Source organism: Streptomyces nojiriensis (genome assembly GCF_017639205.1).
Lineage (GTDB): Bacteria > Actinomycetota > Actinomycetes > Streptomycetales > Streptomycetaceae > Streptomyces > Streptomyces nojiriensis.
The window spans coordinates 2850368-2867289 of sequence record NZ_CP071139.1 but is presented as its reverse complement, the minus strand read 5'-3'; the positions used below and the strand labels follow the sequence as shown (position 1 = coordinate 2867289).

The 16922-nt window shown below is 73.0% G+C and carries 21 protein-coding genes, 1 tRNA gene and 2 pseudogenes; 13 read left to right on the top strand and 11 right to left on the bottom strand.

Going from position 1 to position 16922, the window contains the following annotated elements; genetic code table 11:
- Positions 1–12 precede the first annotated feature (12 nt).
- From JYK04_RS13385 to JYK04_RS13375, 3 genes are read right to left on the bottom strand one after another with little or no spacing between them, the layout of a single operon-like run.
- The gene (locus tag JYK04_RS13385; RefSeq protein WP_189736108.1) at positions 13–807 is read right to left on the bottom strand and encodes an alpha/beta fold hydrolase; all 795 of its coding nucleotides are present in this window, start codon (positions 805–807) and stop codon (positions 13–15) included.
- Positions 804–1190 (bottom strand): DUF1048 domain-containing protein, encoded by a 387-nt coding sequence (locus JYK04_RS13380; RefSeq protein WP_189736106.1) that lies wholly within the window; start codon positions 1188–1190, stop codon positions 804–806. The genes JYK04_RS13385 and JYK04_RS13380 overlap by 4 nt, the downstream gene beginning before the upstream one ends.
- Before the next feature lie 2 nt (positions 1191–1192).
- Positions 1193–1522 carry a PadR family transcriptional regulator gene (locus JYK04_RS13375; RefSeq protein WP_189736104.1) on the bottom strand — a complete coding sequence of 110 codons (330 nt, stop codon included), beginning with the start codon at positions 1520–1522 and terminating at the stop codon, positions 1193–1195.
- Between the two features lie 186 nt (positions 1523–1708).
- Here JYK04_RS13375 and JYK04_RS13370 point away from each other — a divergent pair, with 186 nt between their 5' ends.
- The 4 genes from JYK04_RS13370 (at position 1709) to JYK04_RS13355 (ending at position 5549) form a co-directional block, all read left to right on the top strand.
- Positions 1709–2116, top strand: coding sequence for a GntR family transcriptional regulator (locus JYK04_RS13370; RefSeq protein WP_189736102.1), 408 nt, complete (start codon positions 1709–1711; stop codon positions 2114–2116).
- Positions 2113–3006, top strand: a complete 894-nt coding sequence (locus JYK04_RS13365) for an ABC transporter ATP-binding protein (RefSeq protein WP_189736100.1) — start codon at positions 2113–2115, stop codon at positions 3004–3006. The genes JYK04_RS13370 and JYK04_RS13365 overlap by 4 nt, the downstream gene beginning before the upstream one ends.
- Entirely contained in the window at positions 3003–4037 is a 1035-nt protein-coding gene (locus JYK04_RS13360) for an ABC transporter permease (RefSeq protein ID WP_189736098.1), read from the top strand. The genes JYK04_RS13365 and JYK04_RS13360 overlap by 4 nt, the downstream gene beginning before the upstream one ends.
- Positions 4038–4262: 225 nt before the next feature.
- Positions 4263–5549 (top strand): DUF1906 domain-containing protein, encoded by a 1287-nt coding sequence (locus JYK04_RS13355; protein ID WP_189736096.1) that lies wholly within the window; start codon positions 4263–4265, stop codon positions 5547–5549.
- Here JYK04_RS13355 and JYK04_RS13350 read toward each other — a convergent pair.
- The 3 genes from JYK04_RS13350 to JYK04_RS13340 form a co-directional block, all read right to left on the bottom strand.
- On the bottom strand, positions 5546–6052 hold the full coding sequence (locus tag JYK04_RS13350) for a pyridoxamine 5'-phosphate oxidase family protein (RefSeq protein ID WP_189736094.1): 507 nt from the start codon (positions 6050–6052) through the stop codon (positions 5546–5548). The genes JYK04_RS13355 and JYK04_RS13350 overlap by 4 nt on opposite strands.
- A 35-nt stretch (positions 6053–6087) precedes the next feature.
- Positions 6088–6816, bottom strand: a complete 729-nt coding sequence (locus JYK04_RS13345) for a VWA domain-containing protein (protein ID WP_189736092.1) — start codon at positions 6814–6816, stop codon at positions 6088–6090.
- 124 nt (positions 6817–6940) lie between these two features.
- Positions 6941–7525 carry a PadR family transcriptional regulator gene (locus JYK04_RS13340; protein ID WP_189736090.1) on the bottom strand — a complete coding sequence of 195 codons (585 nt, stop codon included), beginning with the start codon at positions 7523–7525 and terminating at the stop codon, positions 6941–6943.
- 112 nt (positions 7526–7637) lie between these two features.
- On the opposite strand from JYK04_RS13340, the gene JYK04_RS13335 reads away from it, so the two are divergent.
- From JYK04_RS13335 to JYK04_RS13325, 3 genes and pseudogenes are all read left to right on the top strand, one after another.
- Positions 7638–8759: an LLM class flavin-dependent oxidoreductase gene (locus JYK04_RS13335; protein ID WP_189736088.1), complete on the top strand. Its 1122-nt coding sequence runs from the start codon at positions 7638–7640 to the stop codon at positions 8757–8759.
- A gap of 3 nt (positions 8760–8762) precedes the next feature.
- A complete protein-coding gene (locus JYK04_RS13330; RefSeq protein WP_189736086.1) occupies positions 8763–9494 on the top strand; it encodes an SDR family NAD(P)-dependent oxidoreductase in 732 nt (243 codons plus the stop codon).
- Positions 9491–10306, top strand: a pseudogene (locus JYK04_RS13325) (alpha/beta hydrolase); the annotation flags it as partial. The gene JYK04_RS13330 and the pseudogene JYK04_RS13325, both read left to right, overlap by 4 nt.
- Before the next feature lie 80 nt (positions 10307–10386).
- On the opposite strand, the gene JYK04_RS13320 reads toward JYK04_RS13325, so the two are convergent.
- Positions 10387–10460, bottom strand: a tRNA-Trp gene (locus JYK04_RS13320).
- A 42-nt stretch (positions 10461–10502) separates the two neighbouring features.
- Here JYK04_RS13320 and JYK04_RS13315 point away from each other — a divergent pair.
- Positions 10503–11051, top strand: coding sequence for a hypothetical protein (locus JYK04_RS13315; protein ID WP_189736084.1), 549 nt, complete (start codon positions 10503–10505; stop codon positions 11049–11051).
- A 177-nt stretch (positions 11052–11228) separates the two neighbouring features.
- Here JYK04_RS13315 and JYK04_RS13310 read toward each other — a convergent pair whose 3' ends face one another.
- On the bottom strand, positions 11229–11666 hold the full coding sequence (locus JYK04_RS13310) for a hypothetical protein (RefSeq protein ID WP_229875148.1): 438 nt from the start codon (positions 11664–11666) through the stop codon (positions 11229–11231).
- A gap of 65 nt (positions 11667–11731) precedes the next feature.
- Here JYK04_RS13310 and JYK04_RS13305 point away from each other — a divergent pair, with 65 nt between their 5' ends.
- Positions 11732–12457 (top strand): class I SAM-dependent methyltransferase, encoded by a 726-nt coding sequence (locus tag JYK04_RS13305; protein ID WP_189736081.1) that lies wholly within the window; start codon positions 11732–11734, stop codon positions 12455–12457.
- Here the strand turns inward: JYK04_RS13305 and JYK04_RS13300 are convergent.
- From JYK04_RS13300 to JYK04_RS13290, 3 genes are read right to left on the bottom strand one after another with little or no spacing between them, the layout of a single operon-like run.
- Positions 12438–13451, bottom strand: a complete 1014-nt coding sequence (locus JYK04_RS13300; RefSeq protein ID WP_189736079.1) for an acyl-CoA dehydrogenase family protein — start codon at positions 13449–13451, stop codon at positions 12438–12440. The genes JYK04_RS13305 and JYK04_RS13300 overlap by 20 nt on opposite strands.
- Positions 13451–14596 carry an acyl-CoA dehydrogenase family protein gene (locus JYK04_RS13295; protein WP_189736077.1) on the bottom strand — a complete coding sequence of 382 codons (1146 nt, stop codon included), beginning with the start codon at positions 14594–14596 and terminating at the stop codon, positions 13451–13453. Before JYK04_RS13295 ends, JYK04_RS13300 begins: the two co-directional genes overlap by 1 nt.
- Positions 14596–14877 carry a Clp protease/crotonase-like domain-containing protein gene (locus tag JYK04_RS13290; protein WP_373297416.1) on the bottom strand — a complete coding sequence of 94 codons (282 nt, stop codon included), beginning with the start codon at positions 14875–14877 and terminating at the stop codon, positions 14596–14598. Before JYK04_RS13290 ends, JYK04_RS13295 begins: the two co-directional genes overlap by 1 nt.
- Here JYK04_RS13290 and JYK04_RS41185 point away from each other — a divergent pair.
- From JYK04_RS41185 to JYK04_RS13275, 4 genes and pseudogenes are all read left to right on the top strand, one after another.
- Positions 14860–15087, top strand: a pseudogene (locus JYK04_RS41185) (enoyl-CoA hydratase); the annotation flags it as partial. The gene JYK04_RS13290 and the pseudogene JYK04_RS41185 overlap by 18 nt on opposite strands.
- Positions 15088–15209: 122 nt before the next feature.
- Positions 15210–15470 (top strand): hypothetical protein, encoded by a 261-nt coding sequence (locus JYK04_RS13285; RefSeq protein WP_229875147.1) that lies wholly within the window; start codon positions 15210–15212, stop codon positions 15468–15470.
- A complete protein-coding gene (locus tag JYK04_RS13280) occupies positions 15467–16249 on the top strand; it encodes an SDR family oxidoreductase (protein ID WP_189736075.1) in 783 nt (260 codons plus the stop codon). The genes JYK04_RS13285 and JYK04_RS13280 overlap by 4 nt, the downstream gene beginning before the upstream one ends.
- Before the next feature lie 26 nt (positions 16250–16275).
- Complete coding sequence (locus tag JYK04_RS13275; protein ID WP_189736073.1) at positions 16276–16908, top strand: TetR/AcrR family transcriptional regulator; 633 nt, start codon at positions 16276–16278, stop codon at positions 16906–16908.
- Positions 16909–16922 lie beyond the last annotated feature (14 nt).

Here is a 16922-nt window from a genome sequence, read left to right as displayed (position 1 = left end):
ACGTGCCGGGCTTCAGGATCGGTCGTGGGCGAGGGCGGCGGCCTCGCGGACGGCTGTGGCGACGGCCGGGGCGTCCTTCCTCAGGATCGCGCCGTGGTTGCTGGGGACCTTCGCGCTGAGCTGGATGTTCGGCTTGCGCCGGAACACCGGGTCGAGGCCGGCGCGGATGCGTTCCTGCTCGTCGCCCTTGCTCCCGAAGGACGATCCCGAGGCCAGTACGTACCGCACCGGGACGGTGATGGCGTCCAGTACGGGGCCCAGTTCGCGCTCGCGGGCGAGCCGGCCGACCTCGATGTTGCTGTCGGCCATCTCCTCGGCGGTCATCCGCGGGGTCAGACCCGTGGGGCGAAGCAGTGGCATCAGCCGGCCCATCCGCCTGAAGAACCGGCGGATCCCCTGCTCCGTCTCCTCGGTGAGCCAGTCGTAGGGCTGTGCGCCGTCCACCAGGACCGCACCCAGGGCGCGGTCCGGATTGCGGCCGGCCCAGTGCGCCCCGACGAACGCCCCGTAGGACCAGCCCACCACCAGCGCCCGGTCCACGTCCCTGGCCGCGAGCACGGCGTCGACGTCCCGGACGGCCGCCTCGAAGGAGTAGTCGGCCGAGCGCTTCGACTTCCTGCCGCGGGCCCGCTCGTCGTAGGTGATGTGCCGCCACCGGGGCCCCAGGTCGGCGATGACCCGCCGCCAGTACCCCTGGGTGGCGAAGTGGCCGTTGAGGTAGACCACGGGGGTGCCGGGGCCGCCGGTGTCGGTGACGGCCAGGGCCGTGTCGTCGACCGGCACCATGCCGGTCCATAACGCCGTCATGCCGTGCCCCCGGCCGTGTCCTCGGCCGCCTCGGCGTGCGAGATGGCCTCGGCCAGTTGCTTCTTCGCCCGGGCGGGGACGTAGCCGCCCTCCGAGTAGTTCCGGGCGAACGCGTCGGCGAACTCCACCGGGTCCTCCCCGACGATCGCGCGGATCGGTGTTCCGTCCGCCGCGGCCTGCTCGAAGAGGTCGGCCAGGTCTTCGAACATCGACGCGTTGCTGTCGCCGTCGGTCGGCACGAAGTGCATCAGGTACCGCTCGATCGCCCCGACCGCCGTGCGCCGGCTCTCGGGGAGCTCCTTGACGCGCGCCTTGTACGCCCTCCAGCGCTTCTTCGGTCCGATCACCTTCGCGACGAAGCCGCTCTTCTCACCATCGGACATGCCTACTCGCCCCCTTCGCGGAGCTGGTCCAGTCGTTCCGTGAGGAAGCTCCAGGTCCTCCAGAACTCTTCGAGGTACTCCCGCCCCACGGCGTTGAGGGAATACACCTTGCGCGGCGGCCCCTTCTCGGAAGGGACCTTCTCCACATCGACGAGACCGCGCTTCTCGACCCTGACGAGCAGCGCGTAGACGGTCCCTTCGGCGATGTCGGAGAACCCCTGCTCCCGCAGCCATGCCGTGATCTCGTAGCCGTACGCGGGCCGGCCGGACAGGGTCGCGAGGACGATTCCCTCCAGCGTGCCCTTGAGCATTTCCGTCAGCAGCTTGGGCATGGAACGCCTCCTCCCTGAGCTATTCGGTGTTGCTGAGTACCGGTACACCGTATCGCTGACTACCGGTATCTAGCAAGAGTGAGTAGCTCGGGGTCCGGGCAACTTCGCTCACCCGAAGGGCGGTTGACAGTCACCGCATACGTAGAGTCCTATAGTGCTAGGAAGCTAGATGAATAGAGGAGGACAGTGATCGAGTTTCACCTCGATGCCCGGTCCGGCGTCGCTCCGTACATGCAGCTCGTCCACCAGGTGCGTCAGGCCCTGCGGTTGGGGCTGCTGTCCGAGGGGGACCGGCTGCCGACCGTCAAGGACGTCGCGGCCGGCGTGGCGATCAATCCGAACACCGTGCTCAAGGCCTACCGGGAGCTCGAGTACGAGGGCCTGGTCGCGAAGAAGCCCGGGGTCGGCACCTTCATCTCCGGCACGCTCAGCGACGACTCGCTCTCCGAACACGAGCCGCTGCGGCGGGAGTTGCAGCTGTGGCTCGACAAGGCCCGGGCCGCCGGGCTGGGCGAGGAGAGCATCGAGGCCCTGTTCCTGAGCACCTTCCGCGCCCGCACCGGCACGGACCCGCACATCGAAGAGGAGAAATGACCGCAATATTGGAAGCCCGCGCGCTGGGCAAGCGGTACGGCCGCAAAGAGGCGCTGAGCGACTGCACCCTGAGCGTGCCGTCCGGGCGGGTCGTCGGCCTCGTCGGGCCCAACGGGGCCGGCAAGTCGACCCTGTTGCAGCTGGCCTGCGGGCTGATCGGCCCGACCTCCGGCAGCATCGAGGTCCTCGGCGGCCGACCCGCGTCCGGGCCCGAGCAGCTCGCCAAGGTCGGGTTCGTCGCCCAGGACACCCCCACCTACGCCGGGCTGTCCATCGCCGACCACCTGAAGCTGGGCGCCCGGCTCAACCCCGGCTGGGACGCACAGCTGGCGCAGGACCGGATCCGGCAGCTCGGCCTGGACCCCGCCCAGAAGGCGGGCAGGCTCTCCGGCGGCCAGCGCGCCCAGGTGGCGCTGACCCTCGCCGTCGCCAAGCGGCCCGAGCTGCTGATCCTCGACGAACCCGTCGCCGCCCTGGACCCGCTGGCCCGCCGGGAGTTCCTGCAGAGCCTGATGGAGGTCGTCGCCGAACACGGAACCACGGTCGTGCTCTCCTCGCACCTGGTGTCCGACCTGGAACGGGTCTGCGACCACCTGATCTCGCTCGTCGCCTCCCGGGTCCAGGTCGCGGGCGACGTCGACGACCTGCTCGCCACCCACTTCCGGCTCACCACCGCCCGCCGTGAGGCGGCCACCCTGCCCCAGGGCATGCGGGTCATCCAGGAGACCCGCACCGAGCGGCAGAGCACCTTCATCGTGCGCTCCGACAAGGCGGTCCAGGACCCCTCCTGGGTCCTGGAGCCGCTCAACCTGGAGGACCTCGTCCTCACCTACATGAGTCAGGCCACGGCCGGGACCGGCCCCCGACCCACCCGGGAGAACCAGCGATGATCTGGCTGACCTGGCGCCAGTACCGCGTCCAGACCCTCGCCGCGCTCGCCGCCCTGGCCGCGATCGCGATATTCCTCGTGGTCACCGGCCTCCGGATGCGCGAGGTCTACGACAGCACCGTCGCCGGCTGCGGCAGCGACTGCGAATCGGCGAAGAACGCCCTGGTCGTCGAGTACCAGACCCTGACCTACTACGTCACGAGCCTGCTGCTCGCCGCACCCGGCATCATCGGGATCTTCTGGGGCGCCCCGCTGATCGCCCGCGAACTGGAGACCGGCACCCACCGGCTCATCTGGAACCAGAGCATCTCCCGGGGCCGCTGGCTCCTGGTCAAGCTCGGAGCCGTCGGCCTGATCGCCGTCGCCGTCACCGGGGTGCTCAGCCTCCTGGTGACCTGGTGGGCGAGCCCCATCGACCGGGTCAACCTGGACCGGTTCACCGCCCTCATGTTCAGCGGACGCGGGGTCGTCCCCCTCGGCTACGCGGCGTTCGCCTTCACCCTCGGCGCCTCGGCCGGCCTCCTGATCCGGCGCACCGTGCCCGCGATGGCCGCGACCCTCGCCGCCTTCCTCGCGGTGCAGATCTTCGTGCCCTACGCGGTCCGCCCGCACTTCGTGGCGCCGGAACACACCGATGTCGCGCTCAGCTCCCTCGTCATGGCACCGGTCGGCGGCGGCGAGGAGTCCGGAGCGATGAAGGACGGCTGGAACGGGAACCACATCCAGCTGAAGGGCTCCGGAAACGACGCCCACCTGCGGATCGGGGTGCTCAGGCCCGGCGTCTGGGTCGTGTCCGATCTCGGTACCGTGCTGGACGCCTCCGGCAAGGAGGTCCGCGGCGCCGAGGGCTGCGCGGAGCCCAAGGCGGACCCCTTCGCGTGCTTCGCCACCTCGAAGCACCACATAGAGGTCGACTACCAGCCCGCCGACCGCTACTGGACCTTCCAGTGGATCGAGACCGGGATCTTCCTCGCGCTCTCCGGACTGCTGGCCGGGTTCTGTGCCTGGTGGCTGCGCCGTCGGGCGGCCTGACCGGCCTGACCCGGACGAGGGGATGAGGGGCGGCCGAAGCCAACGCAACTGGCTTCGGCCGCCCCCTCGACCCTACTCGCCCCCGCGCGGCGGGCCCGACCCCGCGTCACTCGTGCAGGTGACCCACACCGACGGGCCCCGCCGGGCCGGGCTGGGCCGCACGGGCCAACTGTGCAGCAAGCGTGCACAGTTCACGCGGTCCCGAGTCTGGTACCCATCTGGATCATGGCCCCCATCCGAACGCTGCTGAGCGGCCTGCTCGGCGCCGCGCTGCTCCTCCCCGTCCAGCCCTACGCCGCCGCCGACCAGGACGGCCGGACCCTCGACTACCGCGGTCTGCGCGTCACCCTCCCGGCCGACTGGCGGGTCGTCGACCTCGACCGGAACCCCGACGCGTGCCTGCGGCTCGACCTGCCCACCCTGTACCTCGGCCATGCCGGCACCCAGGCCGAGTGCACCGGCCGGGCCGTCGCCGGCCGCGCCGACACCCTGCACCTCGAACCCCTCGACGGGGCTCCGGAGCGCGCCGACATCCCGACCGTCGCCGTCGACTCCCGGAACGTGCTGCGCGAGATCCCGCCCCGCTCCGACAGCAACGAACTGCGGTACGCCCTGCGCCGCGCCGCGCTCATGGCCACCGTGTCCTACGGGGCCACGCCCGACGCCGTACGCGCCGTCCTGGCGCAGGCCCGCAACGTTGCGCCCCCGCCCGCCCCGGCCCCCGCCGTGGCGGTGCCGGCCGCCGGCGGCCCGAAGCCCCGTAGCGCCCAGGAGCCCTTCAAGGGCGAGGGCTTCGACGCCTGCACCGCCCCCACCCAGAAGACCATGGACACCTGGCGGGCCGACTCGCCCTTCGGCGCGATCGGCGTCTACATCGGCGGCCGGGCACGAGCCTGCGCCCAGCCGCGGCTCACGGCCCGCTGGGTGGAGCGGCAGGCCGCCGCGGGCTGGCACCTGATGCCGATCTGGGTGGGCCCGCAGCCCTGGCACAACGCCGCCACCGGCCTGCCCACCGATCCTTCCGAGGCCAACGGACAGGGCCGGGAGGCCGCCGAGGGCGCGGTGGAGGCGGCCCGGTCACTGGGGCTGGCCGAGGGCACGGTGCTCTACAACGACCTGGAGAACTACACGGACCGCGCCACCTGGGACGCCCCCGTCGTGGCCTACCTGACCGCCTGGACGGACCGGCTGCACGAGCTGGGCTTCCGCTCCGCCGCCTACGTCTCGGCGAGCTCCGGGGTCAAGGCGCTGAGCGCCCACTACCACCAGGCCCCCCAGGCCATGCCGGACGTGCTCTGGGCCGCCCGCTGGAACCTCTCGGCGTCCGTGGGCGACGCCGACATGGGCCTGCCGGCGGGCACGGCCCAGTGGGCCGGCCCGCGCCGGGCCCACCAGTTCCGCGGCGACCACGACGCCACCTACGGCGGGATCACCCTCACCATCGACCGCAGCCGGGTGGACGTGAACCCCGCCGCCCTCGGCCCGATCGGCGGCCTGCCCCCGCTGAGCTAGGCCGTCTCCTCGCGGGGCGGTTCGTCGTCGTCGCCCCGGCGCAGGGTGCGCAGGCCGTGCTCCGGGGTCCATGACCGCAGCACCAGCTCGTCGCCCTCCACCCGGACGCGGACGACCTCCGTCAGATCGGCGTAGAACAGGTGGAAGGGGTGCGGGGTATCGGTCTCCTCCGCGTACCGGTGCAGTTCGGGCGGGTCCACGAGCTCCACCGCGCGCCCGGAGATCCGTACGTCCCCGTCCGGCATGTCCTCGACCGCGCCCGGGTTGGTGTGCAGGGCGAAGCGCGGGTCGTGCTGGAGGTCCCTCGCCTTCATCGACCCGAACATCATGCCGAGCCACAGCTCCCCGCCCCGGATGTCGACGTTCAGTCCGGTCGCCCGGGGCGAGCCGTCCCTGCGGAGGGTGGCCAGGACGTGGTGGGGGTACTGCGCGAAGCGGGCCCGGACGGCCGCGGCGAACTCCGGCTCCGCCTTCTCGAAGACGGCCCAGCTGGTATGCGTCATACGTCCATCAAAGCGCGGGCACCGGCGGGCGCAGGTCAGGCGCGCACGATGCCCGCACCGCGCGCCGCCGCCAGCCAGGCCGGGAAATCCCCGACCAGGCGGTCGTACAGCTCGCCGTCCGGCACCCTGCGGGGGTCCGCTCCCGCGTGGAAGTAGCCCGCGTTGTCCACGGCCCGCCGCGCCGGGACCGGCAGTTCGTCCAGCCGGCGCAGGAAGTCGAACTGCGTGCTGCGGGTGTTGCCGAAGCCGACGAACTGCCAGAAGAGCGGCAGCCGGGCCGCCTTGCACAGGTACCGCTCCGCCGCGAGCTTGTTGATCGGCCCGCCGTCGGTCTGGAAGACGACCAGGGCGGGCGCCGTCGCCCCCGAGTCCAGGTAGTGGTCGATGACGGCGTCCATCGCCGCGTGGTAGGCCGTCTTGCCCATGTGGCCCAGCCGGGAGGCGATCTCGGTGACCCGGCCCTCGTGCCCGGCCAGGGAGATCTCCTCCACCGCGTCGACCTCGGTGGAGAAGAAGACCACCGGCACGCGGGCGTCGTCGTCCAGGTGCGCGGACAGCCCCAGCACCCGGTCCGCGAGGGCCTGCACGCTGCCGTCCGCGTAGTACGGCTTCATCGACCCGGAGTAGTCCAGCACCAGGTAGACCGCGGCCCGGCCGCTCTCCATGCCGTACTTGCGCAGGGAGACCCCGGCGCTCTTGTACAGGCTCACGAGCGCCGGAGCCGTCTCCTCGACCTTGCGGAGGTTGATCGCACTGCCCGTCATGCGGCGAGCGTACGGCAGTGCGCCGGCCCGTCGGCCCGCCGCGGTGAAAACGAGGTCGGCCGCCGGCCGCGCCCGGTGCGCGGCCGGAGAGCCGAGCAGGAGGAGCCGTGCGGCCGGTTCGCCGTCACGGGCGGGGACGGAGCCCGCCGAGCTCGTCGAGGTCGGCGAGCATGCCCGCCGCGAGGTCGCGCTCGGAGGCGTAGTACCGCTCGGCCCACTTGAGGGTGAGCGCCGGGTACACCCAGGCGCTCTCGTCCTTCGCGCCCTCCACGTCGGCCGCCGCGCGACGGCGCATCCCCTCCGCGAACTCCTGGTGCTGGACGAGGACTTCGCGCATCTGTTCCGGCTCCAGCAGATGGCCCAGCCACAGGCGCAGCATCGGCCCGTGCTTGAGGACGGGCGGGTCGACGGGGGCCTCGCGGGCCCACTTCCGTACGGCCGCCATGCCCTCGTCCGTGATCCGGTAGACCCGCTTGTCGCGCGTCCCGGTGTCCTGGGCGACCATCCGCGAGGACGCGTAGCCCGCCTTCTCCAGGCGCTTGAGCTCGCTGTAGATCTGGCTGAACGACGGGCTCCAGTAGAAGAACCGCAGCGACCAGTCCGACCACTTCTTCAGGTCGTAACCGGAGAGCTCCTCTCCGAAGGAGAGCAGCCCGAGCACCGCCCAGCTGGTCGCGGGGAGCGCGCGCTTGTTCGTCTCGTCTGCCACGCAGCGCAGTCTACGACCGGCCCTCACGGCACCCTTCCCCCTACGCGATATGGCTGCTAGAAGTATTCCTATTCGAAATAACGGTAGGAACGCCGGACGGAGGGACCTCACCGTGAAGTTCTCGATGATCTTCGAGGCGCAGCTCGTCGACCCCACCCCCGAACGCGAACGCCAGGTCATCCACGACTGCGTCGAACAGGCCGTCTACGCCGAGGAGATGGGCTTCGACCGGATCTGGGCCGTCGAGCACCACTCCCTGACGCAGTACGCGCACATGAGCGCCTCCGAGATCTTCCTGACCTGGGTGGCCGCCCGCACGCGCCGGATCCGGATCGGCCACGGCGTCGTCACCATGCCCTTCGGGTACCAGCACCCGGTGCGCGTCGCGGAGCGCGCCGCCATGCTCGACGTGCTCTCCGGCGGCCGCGTCGACATCGGCGCCGGGCGCGGCGCGACCCGCCAGGAGATGTCCATGTACGGGGTCAGGCCCGAGGACACCCAGCCGCAGACGGAGGAGGCCCTGCGGATCTTCTCCTCGGCCTGGAAGGAGGACGCGTTCGAATGGCACGGCTCCATCGACATCGGACCCGGCGCGATCCTGCCCCGCCCGGTCCAGGACCCGCACCCGCCCCTGTTCATGGCCTGCTCCCGGCACGACACCCTCAAGCTGGCCGCCGAGCTCGGCATCGGGGCCCTGGTGATGGGCTTCGCCGGCGCCGACGACGTACGCGCCATGCGCAAGGTCTACGACGAGGCCATCGCCACGCGCAGCGGCGAGCGGCTGGTCTCCACCGAGGTCAACGACCACCTCTCCGCGCTCTGTCCGACCATCGTCCTCGACGACGCCGAGCGGGCCCTGCGGCTGGGTACGCGCGGGCAGCGCTTCTTCGCCGAGTCCATCGCGCACTGGTACGGGAACGGCCCCGAGCCCACCGGATACGCGGAGGAGGAGGACCACGTGGCGGCCCTGGCCAAGGGCCGGGAGGAGCTCGTCGCCAAGCTGCACGAGGCGAACATCCCCACCCGCCCCGTCGACACCGGCACCTACAACGCCGAGCACGCGTACGGCAGTGCCGAGACCGCCGTCGCCTACGTCGAGCAGCTCCGCGAGATCGGCGTCGACGAGGTGATGTGCCTGATCCAGATGGGCACCGTCCCCCAGGAGGCGTGCATGGAGACCATCCGCCAGTGGGGCGAGAAGGTCATCCCGCACTTCCGCGCGCTGGAGGGCTGAGCCGTGGGGGAGCGGCTCGACGGGAAGGTCGTCGTGATCACCGGCGCCGGTCGCGGCCAGGGTGCCGCCGAGGCCCGGCTGTGCGCGGAGGCGGGAGCCCGGGTCGTCGTCACCGACGTACGGGAGGACGAGGGCCGGGCGGTCGCCGCCGAACTCGGCGACCAGGGACTGTACGTCCGCCACGACGTGGCGGACGCGGCGAGCTGGGCGAGCGTGATGGAGCGGTCGGTCCGCGCCTTCGGGACGGTGTCGGCGCTGGTCAACAATGCGGCCCTGTGGCGCACCGCCCACGTGGAGCAGCAGCGGCTCGAGGACTTCGAGGCGCTCCTGCGGGTCAACCTGCTCGGCCCGTTCCTCGGCATCCAGGCGGTCGCTCCGGTGCTGCGGGCGGGCGGGGGCGGCTCGGTCGTCAACATCTCCTCCACCGCCGGACTGGTCGGGATACCGGGCCACGCCGCCTACGGATCCACCAAGTTCGGGCTGCGCGGACTGACCCGGTCGGCGGCGCTCGACCTCGCCGGGGACCGCATCCGGGTCAACTCGGTGCACCCGGGGGCCATCGACACCCCGATGGTGGCCGAGGCGGTGGCGGGCCGGGACTGGTCGCACGTACCGCTGGGGCGCATGGGCCGCCCGGAGGAGGTCGGGCAGCTGGTCCTCTTCCTCTGCTCGGACGCGTCCTCGTACGTGACGGGCAGCGAGTTCACCGTGGACGGGGGGATGACGACCGCATGAGCGACCTCCGTGCACCCGACCCCCTCTCACCACGGGCCCGGCAGCTGTGCGACGCGATGACCGCCGGCTTCCCGGGGCCGGGCGACCTCCACGCCCTGCGGGCGGCCGCGGCGTCCGGGTCCGGCCGCGAGGGCCCGGCCGTGGCCTCGGTGTCCGACGCCGTCGCGGACGGGGTGCCGGTCCGCGTCTACGACCCCGAGCCCGGCCGGTCCGGCCGCCCCCTGGTCGTCTTCCTGCACGGCGGCGGCTGGGTGATGTGCGGCCTGGACACCCACGACGCGACCTGCCGCTCCCTGGCCGTGGCCGCGGGCGCGGTGGTCGTCTCGGCGGACTACCGGCTGGCCCCGGAACACCCCTGGCCGGCGGCGCCGGACGACGCGCTCACCGTCCTGCTCTGGGCCCGGGAGCGGGCCCGCGCGCTCGGCTGCGACCCCGGCCGGGTGGTGCTGGCGGGGGACTCCAGCGGTGGCAACCTCGCGGCCGTGACGGCCCTGCGCGCGCCCGGACTCGTAGCGGGACAGGTGCTGTTCTACCCGCCGCTGGACGCCCGGATGGACTCCGCCTCCGTGGAGGCGTACGCGGAGGGCTACTTCCACACCGCCGCTCACATGGCCTGGTACTGGGACCGCTACGGCGGGGACCCGGAGCACCCGCACGTCTCGCCGCTGCGCGCCCCCGACCTGTCGGGCCTGCCGCCCGCCCTGATCGTCCTCGCCGACTGCGACGTGCTGCGCGACGAGGGCCTCGCGTACGCCCGCCGGCTGGCGGCGGCCGGCGTCGACTGCACGCTCCAGCTCCACCCGGGGGTCTTCCACGGCTTCCTGGGCCTGCCGCTGCCGGAGGGTGCCGCCGCGCTGCGGGCGGCCGCGGCCTGGGTGGCGGGGGCGGGAAGGGCGGGGCGGCCGGATTCGAACCGGCGTCCTCCTGCAATGGAGCAGGCGCACTGCCTCTGTGCTACGACCCCGCCCGGGTGGCGGATCCTACCGGGCTCCCGGGCATGATGTGTCCATGGCTGAACTGATACGGAGACTGCCGGGCGCCGCCGTGCGCAACTGCCTTCTCCTGGCGGTGGAGTTCGGCGCGATCTGGCTGCTCCGGGGACCCGGGGGAGCCTGGATCCCGGTCCTGCTGGCCGTCTTCGTCGTCGGCGCGGCGGTACCGCACGGCACCGGCGCGGAGTTCGTCGCCCGCATCTGCGTCGCCCTCCTCGCGGTCGGCGTCACGGTGGCCGGCGGGATCACCTGGGACCGGCACACCCTCCACGACCGCGGCCGGGAGGAACGGGCGGTCGTCGCCGAACGGACCGTGGCGCGGGACGGCTCGACCTCGTCCCCGTCGCTGCGGCTGCGCACGGAGGCCGGCCGGGACCTGCCCGGCCCGGTGGAGCAGGACCTCCCGGTCGGCGCCCGCCTCACCGTGACGGTGGACCCCGACGGCCCGGCCTGGGCCGTGGGCCCCCGCCCGGACCACCCCCTCTGGCCGGCGGCCGCCACCGGGACCCTGCTCCTGCTCCAGACGGCCCTCACCGGCCGCCTCTCCCTGCGCCCCCGCAGCTAGGCCGTCTCTTCCGGATCTTGCCGGGCCCGCGACGCCCGGCACCGCACCTGGCCGCGTCGTCGGAGCGCCCGAGTACGTCCAGTACACGGTGCGCCCCTCCGCCTTGCCATCCACGGCACCGGACGCCGCGGGCTCGGCCGACAAGATCCGAAAGAGACGACCTAGGGGGTCCCGCGGCTACTTGATCGTGTAGGAGCAGCCCTTCGCGGTCGTGACGCCGTCGCTCTCCGCGACCTTCTTCCCGTCGACCTTGATGACGCACGGGGCCTGCTGCAGCGTGCCGTCGGCGCCGTTGATCGTGCCCGGGATCACGCTCACGAGGTAGCCCACCTTCTGCTCCGCCGCGGTGAGCTCCGCGGTGCCGCTCTTCGACCACGGCAGGGTCTGCTGCCCGAAGCCGCTGCCGATGCCGTTGTACATGACCGCCGTCGTGCCGGTGCCGCCGACCTCCAGGGTCACCTCGTGGGTCGCACCGCCGGCCTTGGCGGGGGCGGACGGGGCGCTCGCCGAGGCCGCGGGCCCCTTGCTCCCGTCGGCCGGCTCCGGCTTCGGCTTCGCGCCCCCGCAGCCGGTGAGCAGTACGGCCGCCGCGGCGCACGCGGTCACGGTGGTCATCGTCCTTCGCATGGTGCAAGTACCTCGATCTTGTTACCGATTGTGTGATCGAAAACAATGGACGCATGACCACACGTGCCCGTTCCTTCGATGCAGCAGCCGCTTCGTACGCGGCCCACCGCCCCAGCTACCCCCCGGCCCTCCTCGACGCCGTCGAGTCCCTCACCGGGCGGCCGCTCGCCGGGGCCCGGGTGGCCGACGTGGGAGCCGGGACCGGGATCGCCACCGCGCTGCTGCACGAGCGCGGCGCGGAGGTCCTCGCCGTGGAGCCCGGGGACGGAATGGCCGCCGAGTTCCGCCGCGCGCACCCCGGGATCCCGATCGTGCGCGGCGACGGGGACCGGCTGCCGCTGGCCACCGGCGCGTTCGACCTGCTCACCTACGCCCAGGCCTGGCACTGGACCGACCCGGCCCGCTCCGTGCCCGAGGCCCGGCGGGTGCTGCGCCCCGGCGGCGCGCTCGCGCTCTGGTGGAACGACGCGGACGCCACCGTGCCGTGGATCGCCGCACAGGAGGAGCGGCTCCGCGTCTTCTTCGGGGTCGAGGAGGAGACCCACCGCACGCTGCCCGAGGGACTCGGCGGGTTCACCACCCGGTCCGTGACGTGGACCCGGCGCATCACGCTGGACGACCACCTCGCCAACCTCGCCAGTCACTCCGCCTTCCTGGTCCTGGGCGAGGACCGCACCCGCGCGTACTTCGCGGGGGAGCGGGAGCTGCTGAACCCGCTCTTCCCGGACGGCATCGTCGAGGAGCAGTACGTCGTGAACCTCAGCGTCGCGGTGGTGTGAGGGACCGCAGGACCTCGGCCCGGCAGGCCGACGGCGTTCCCCAGGCGTCCCTCAGGGGGCGGGCCTTGCGCAGCCACAGGGACAGGTCCAGCTCCTCGGTGTAGCCCACCGCGCCGTGGATCTGGAGCGCCGTCAGCGCCGCCCGGTAGGACGCCTCGCCCGCCGCCAGTTTCGCCGCCGCCACCTCGCCCGGGCCGAGCGACAGCGCCGCCGCCCACACCAGCGGGCGGGCGAACTCCAGGTCGAGCAGGGTGTCCGCCAGCCGGTGCTTCACGGCCTGGAAGGTCCCGATCGGCGTCCCGAACTGCGTGCGCTGCTTCGCGTACTCCACCGTCCTGGCCAGCAGCGCCTCGCCGACGCCCAGGCACTGGGCCGCCGTCAGCAACCGGGCCCACCGTCCGGCCGCCCCGGCCGCCCGGGCCACCGCCGGTCCCGCCGCCAGCAGTTCACCCCCGCCGGCCGGCGGGCGGGACAGCCGGCGCGCGGGGTCCGTCGACCGCACCGGTTCGCCTGCCGGGTCCGCGCCGCCCGCGCCGCCCGCCAGCCGCAGTTCGCCCGCCGCCGACACCGTGAAGCAGTACGTCGCCGCGTCCGCGTCCAGCGCGTACGGGCTCCCGCCCGGCAGGGTCAGCGTGGCCGAGCTCTCGCCCTGCGCCAGCCCCGGCAGGAACCGCTTGGCGAGCGTCTCGTCCGCCAGCTCCGCCAGCAGCACCGACACCGCGGCGCTCTCCACCACCGGCCCCGGCACCCCGGCCCGGCCCAGCTCCACGAAACCGAGGGACAGCTCCGGCGGGAGCAGGCCCGCCCCCTCGTACGCCTCCGGGACGGCCAGCGCGAACAGGCCCGTCCCCGCGAGCCGGGACCACAGGGCCCGCCCGGGCCCCGCGTCGCCGTCCGCCCAGGCCCGTACCGCCCCCGGAACCTGTGCCGAGCCCAGCAGGGAGCGCAGCGTACGGGCGAAGTCCGACTGCTCGTCGGTCGGCAGGAAGCGCATCAGCGGCGGCCCTTCGGGAGGCCGAGCAGCCGCTCGGCGATGATGTCGCGCTGGATCTCGTTCGTCCCCGCGTAGATCGGCCCGGCCAGCGAGAAGATCCACGGCTCGGCCCACTCGCCCTCCGCGAGCTCCGCGTCCGCGCCCAGCAGGTCCAGCGCCGTCTCGTGCAGCGCGATGTCGTACTGCGACCAGAACACCTTGTTCAGGCTGGACTCGGCGCCGATCGTGCCGCCCGCCGCGAAGCGGGAGGCGTTCGCCCAGGTGAACAGCTCGTACGCGCGCGCCCCGACCACCGCGTCCGCCACCCGGTCCCGCAGCGCGCCGTCGGACGGGTCCCCGTGCGCGCGCCACAGCCCGATCAGCCGGTCCGCCGCGGCCAGGAAGCGGCCGGGGGAGCGCAGGGTCAGCCCGCGCTCGTTGCCGGTCGTCGACATCGCGATCCGCCAGCCCTGCCCCGGCTCCCCGATCACGTCCTCGTCCGGTACGAAGACCTGGTCCAGGAAGAGCTCCGCGAAGGCCGGCTTGCCGTCGAGCCGGCCGATGGGCCGCACCGTCACCCCGGGCGCCCGCAGGTCGAACATCAGGTACGTCAGCCCCTGATGGGGTTTCGGGGCGTCCGGGTCGGTGCGGAAGATCCCGAAGGCGCGGTCCGCGAAGGCCGCCCGCGAGGACCAGGTCTTTTGCCCGGTCAGCAGCCAGCCGCCGTCCGTGCGGACCGCCCGCGACGTCAGCGAGGCCAGGTCGGACCCCGACTCGGGCTCCGACCAGGCCTGCGCCCAGATCACCTCGCCGCTCGCCATCGACGGCAGCACCCGCGAGCGCTGCGGCGCGCTCGCGTGGTCGAAGAGGGTGGGGGCGAGGAGGTTGATGCCGTTCTGCGAGACCCGGCCGGGCGCGCCCGCGGCCCAGTACTCCTCCTCGAAGACCAGCCACTTGACGATGTCCGCGCCCCGGCCCCCGTACTCCTCGGGCCACGAGACCACCGACCAGCGGTCCGCGTGCAGCAGCGCCTCCCACTCCCGGTGCGCCGCGAAGCCCTCGGCCGTCTCCAGGGAGGGCAGGGGCCGGGCCGGGACGTGGGCGCGGAGCCAGGCGCGGGCCTCGGCCCGGAAGGCCTCCACGTCCGCCGTGTGCGTGAGTTCCATCAGGTGTTCGCCTCCTTCGGGGCGGCCGTGTTCACGCCGCCGAGCGAGTCCGCCGCCGTCTCCGCGTTGTGCGCGTGGGCGTGGTGGTGCAGCCCGCACACCGAGTCCATGCCGGTGTGCAGGCCCTGGAGGTCCTCGGCCTGGTTGACGGCCCGCTTGGCCGGCGCCGGTCCGCAGGCGGGCATCCCGGCGATCGGCAGCGCCGGCCGCTCGGTCTCGGCCGCCGGCTCGGCCGCTTCCACGACCCGGTTGACCATGCCGAGCACTTCTCCGCGGGCCACGACATCGGCACCCCCGGGCGCGGCGCCCACCTGCCCTTCGAGCGGCGGGCCGGCCTGTGGTGGGACCACACCGGGCGGCCGGGCGCCGAGGCCCGCTTCGCGCGCGAGTCGGAGGTGTAGCCGGGGATGTGCCGGCGCCGGCGGGAGCTGCCGAAGCCGGTGATCGCCTCGGTGCGCGGGGCCTGCGCGGCGGGCGGGCTGATGCCGGCCCGGCGCGCGCACGGGTGTGCCGTCGGGCGGGCGGTCGTCGGGCCTGCGGTCGTCGGGCATGCGGTGGCCATCCTTCACGAGCGAGCTTCCCTAACAAGTGTTTGGTAGGTTAACGTACGGCCATGAGCAGCGTCGAGGAGTTCCGCACCGGGGTCCGGGGGTGGCTACGGGCCCGCCTCAACGGCGAGTTCGCCGGCCCCAAGGGCCGCGGCGGCCCCGGCCGGGAGCACGAGGCCTTCGCCGAACGCCTCGCGCGGGAGCGCCACATGGCGGCCCACGGCTGGACCTGCATCGGCCGGCCCGTCTACGCGGGCTCGGACGAGATCCGGCGCAACCTCATCGCCGAGCGGATCCTCGGCCTTCCCAAGGAGGTACGGGCGTGAACACCCCCGACTATGTCCCCGGGCACGGACTGCTGAAGGACCGCACCGCCGTCGTCACCGCCGCCGCCGGGGCCGGGATCGGCGGAGCCACCGCCCGCCGCCTCCTGGAGGAGGGCGCCCGCATCGTCATCGGCGACGCCCACGCCCGCCGCCTGAAGGAGACCGAGGAGGCGCTCGCCGCCGAGTTCGGCGCGGACCGCGTCACCTCCCTGCCCTGCGACGTCACAGACGAGGACCAGGTCCGGGCCCTCTTCGCGCTCGCCGAGCACACCCACGGCCGCCTCGACATCGTCGTCAACAACGCCGGCCTCGGCGGCACCGCCGCCCTCGTCGACATGACCGACACCCAGTGGTCCCGCGTCCTCGACGTCACCCTGAACGGAACCTTCCGCTGCACCCGCGCCGCCCTGCGCGCCCTCAAGGCCTCCGGCGGCGGCGGAGTGATTGTCAACAACGCCTCCGTCATCGGCTGGCGCGCCCAGACCGGCCAGGCCCACTACGCCGCCGCCAAGGCCGGGGTGATGGCGCTGACCCGCTGCGCGGCCCTGGAGGCCGCGGAGTTCGGCGTACGCGTCAACGCGGTCGCCCCGAGCCTGGCCATGCACCCGCACCTGGCGAAGGTCACCAGCGAGGAGCTCCTGGCCGAACTCACCGCCCGCGAGGCCTTCGGCCGGTACGCCGAACCGTGGGAGGTCGCCAACGTCATCGTCTTCCTGGCCAGCGCCTACTCGTCGTACATGACCGGCGAGACGGTGTCGGTCAGCAGCCAGCACGCCTAAGGGGTGTCCTGGCCGAGAATGGGCGCGTGCCAACGAACAAGCCGACAGCCCAGAAGAAGAAGCCGCAGGTGACGGCCTCCCCGGAACGGCGTCGTGAACTCCTCGACACCGCCGCCGAGGTCTTCGCCGCGCAGGGCTACAACGCCACCACCGTCCGCAAGATCGCCGACGCCGCCGGCATGCTCGCCGGCAGCCTCTACTACCACTTCGATTCCAAGGAATCGATGCTCGACGAGATCCTCTCGGCCTTCCTGACCGAACTGTGGGACGGGTACGACACCGTCCTCGCCGCAGGCCTCGGCCCCAGGGAGACCATCGAGGCCCTCGTCACCGAGTCCTTCCGGGAGATCGACCGGCACCGCGCCGCCGTCGCCATCTACCAGAAGGAGTCCCGCACCCTCTCCGCCCAGCCCCGCTTCCACTACCTGTCCGACTCGCAGCAGAAGTTCGAGAAGGCGTGGCTCGGGACCCTGGAGCGGGGGGTCGCGGCCAAGGTCTTCCGCGCCGACCTCGACATCCGCCTCACCTACCGCTTCGTGCGCGACACGGTGTGGGTGGCTGCCTCCTGGTACCGGCCGGGCGGCCAGCACAGCCCCGAGGAGATCGCCCGCCAGTACCTGTCGATGGTGCTGGACGGGATCGCACTGCGCCCCACCTGACCGACCCGACCGTC